The 2,231-nt window shown below is 69.7% G+C and carries 3 protein-coding genes; 2 read left to right on the forward strand and 1 reads right to left on the reverse strand.

Features of this window, described 5'->3' with window-relative positions; translation table 11 throughout:
* The coding region (locus VR44_RS38945) for a hypothetical protein (RefSeq protein WP_045952418.1) at nt 1-252 on the reverse strand (252 nt) is incomplete at its 3' end.
* Nucleotides 253-497: 245 nt separating this feature from the next.
* Between VR44_RS38945 and VR44_RS38950 the strand changes: the two genes are divergently transcribed.
* Nucleotides 498-1,745: an NsdA family TPR-like regulatory protein gene (locus VR44_RS38950; protein WP_483855151.1), complete on the forward strand. Its 1,248-nt coding sequence runs from the start codon at nt 498-500 to the stop codon at nt 1,743-1,745.
* A 1-nt stretch (nt 1,746) separates the two neighbouring features.
* Complete coding sequence (locus tag VR44_RS38955; protein ID WP_045952419.1) at nt 1,747-2,061, forward strand: 4a-hydroxytetrahydrobiopterin dehydratase; 315 nt, start codon at nt 1,747-1,749, stop codon at nt 2,059-2,061.
* Nucleotides 2,062-2,231 lie beyond the last annotated feature (170 nt).

A 2,231-nucleotide genomic window follows, 5' to 3' on the forward strand; every position in this document is an offset into this window, starting at 1 on the left:
GCTGCCGAAGTCTCGGCGTCTGCGGGTCGGCTGGGGCTGGTCGTAGGCGGGGATGACGTTCTCGACTGCGGTGGTGAACTCTCGGCCGGAGGCGGCGCGGATGTAGGCGAGCTCCATCCAGCGCTCGTAGGTGAGGGAGTCCGAGACGTTCTCGTTGATGACGGCCATGAGTTCGCCCTCGGTGCCGGAGGCGATGTCTCTGACACGGCGGCGGAGGAGGCGGTGGGGGACGTACTCGTACTGCTCACTCATCGTCCGGCTCCCTCTGCGCGGGTGCACTGCGCAGGAACCGTGCCCACCCGGCTGCCGCGCGGGCCAGCAGGCCGGGGCTGGGGTGGTGGCAGTCGTGCAACTCGGATGGTTCGTCTGCGCTGTTGGTGGTCATGCGGAGATGATGGGCTGGCGGACAGACGGGCAGACAGGTCATCGCGTGGCCAGCGGTGGCCATGTGGCGGCCATGGCCGGGAACGGGTGCGATGACGCCTCAAGCTGGGCCCATGAGCCAACGCAATGACGCACTGCGGGCGGCGAGACTCCGTGTCGGCTGGCGCACGATGGACCAGGCTGCGAAGAGGCTGTCCGAGCATGGGCGACGGCTTCTCCAGGACCGGCACTTCGACGTCTCCCCTCGTACCTGGCGGCGCTGGGAGGGGGAGCGGCCGGGCTGGCCGCCGGAGGAGACCGCGATCGTGCTGCACGATGCGCTCGGCCGGTGGCCGGAAGATCTGGGGTTCACTGCGCCCGCCGGATGGATTCGGCCCGAGGCCCGTCAGGGGGAAGACGTGAACAGAAGACAGTTCGTCTCCGTGACCGCTGCCGCGCTCGTGCCTGGGCCGATGTCGTCCCAGCACGTCGACCCGGCGCTCATCGACTACTTCGAGCAGCAGCTCGAAGGGCACTACCGGGCAGACATGTATCTGGGACCTCACGACCTGATCGGCACCGTCAGCGCGCAGTACCAGCTGATCGACAAGCTGATCCGGTCCGCGAAAGGGGAGGTGCGCCGGGGGCTCCTGCGGGCCGGGGCCGCCTATGCGGCACTGGTGGGCTGGCTCTACCAGGACGCGGGTGATCTGGGTGCGGCGGCGTTCTGGCGCGGGGTCACGCAGGAGATAGCGGTACGTTCCCGGGACGCCCATCTCATCGGGTACAGCCTGGTCAACCAGGCGCACGTCCGGACGGACCTGAGCGACGGGTACGGCGTCATCGACCTCTGCGAGGCCGCCCTGGACCTGTCGGACGGGCTCCTGCCCAAGATCCGCGTCATGGCCCTGCAGCAGCAGGCGCACGGAGCCAGCCTCACCGGAGACCGCGCCGCCGTGGACCAGCTCATCGACACCGCCGGCAGCCTGCTGCCCCGCGTCGACGACGACCTCCCGTGGGGAAACGCCTGCCGCAGGACCCCGGCGTACCTGGAGGTCCAGCGCGCCACCTGTTACGGCCGACTCGGCCTCGGCCGGGAAGCAGATGCCCTCTGGGCACAGGTCCTCGACGTCGTCCCGACGACCGCTCGCCGGGACCGTGGCGTCTACCTCGCCCGGCACGCCACCTCGGCCGCCACCGCCCAGGAACCGGATCACGCGGTCGAGATCGCCCGCGAAGCCGTCGCCATCGCCATCGAAACCAGATCCGCACGCATGATGCGTGAACTGCGCACCCTGGAACGGGCCATGCGCCCGTGGCACGATGCCCCCGTAGGCCGGGACCTCACGGAGATCCTGGCGCCGGTTGGCAAGGGGAGCTGACATGGGCGTACCGAGGGTGTTGTCCGACGAGGAGATCGCCGAGAACCTGGCCGAACTGCCCGGCTGGGAACGCAAGGGCGACGAGATCACCCGCACCTACGAGATCCGCTACCACGCCGCCGTGGCGGCCATCGTCACCATCGCCGACCGGTCCCGCCGCATCCAGCACCACGCGGACCTCGACCTGCGCATCGACCACCTGCGGGCCACCGTCACCACCCACGACGCGGGCCACCGCCTCACCGCCGCCGACTTCGACCTCGCCCACCGCATCGACGCCATCGTCGCCGCCCACCAAGCCCTCCCACTCGACTGACCAGGCCAGATGATCGAAGCTCCGAAGGCGTAGCCGACCCCGGTGGGCCTACTGGCACGGAACGCCGCTCTGATTGTCCTTTGGTGCGGGTATCAGCCCCAGGCAGCCGCCGGACGCCGAACTCCGAGAAGCGCGTAGCGATCTGTGGCGCCCACCGGCCCGAAATGCTG

Origin of the sequence: Streptomyces katrae, from assembly GCF_000966975.1 — a bacterium.
Taxonomy (GTDB): Bacteria; Actinomycetota; Actinomycetes; order Streptomycetales; family Streptomycetaceae; genus Streptomyces; species Streptomyces katrae.

What these genes read in the sequence shown, in the direction of transcription:
- VR44_RS38950 (WP_483855151.1), top strand. Translation starts at nt 498, where the DNA reads ATGAGCCAACGCAATGACGCACTGCGGGCGGCGAGACTCCGTGTCGGC.
- VR44_RS38955 (WP_045952419.1), top strand. Translation starts at nt 1,747, where the DNA reads ATGGGCGTACCGAGGGTGTTGTCCGACGAGGAGATCGCCGAGAACCTG.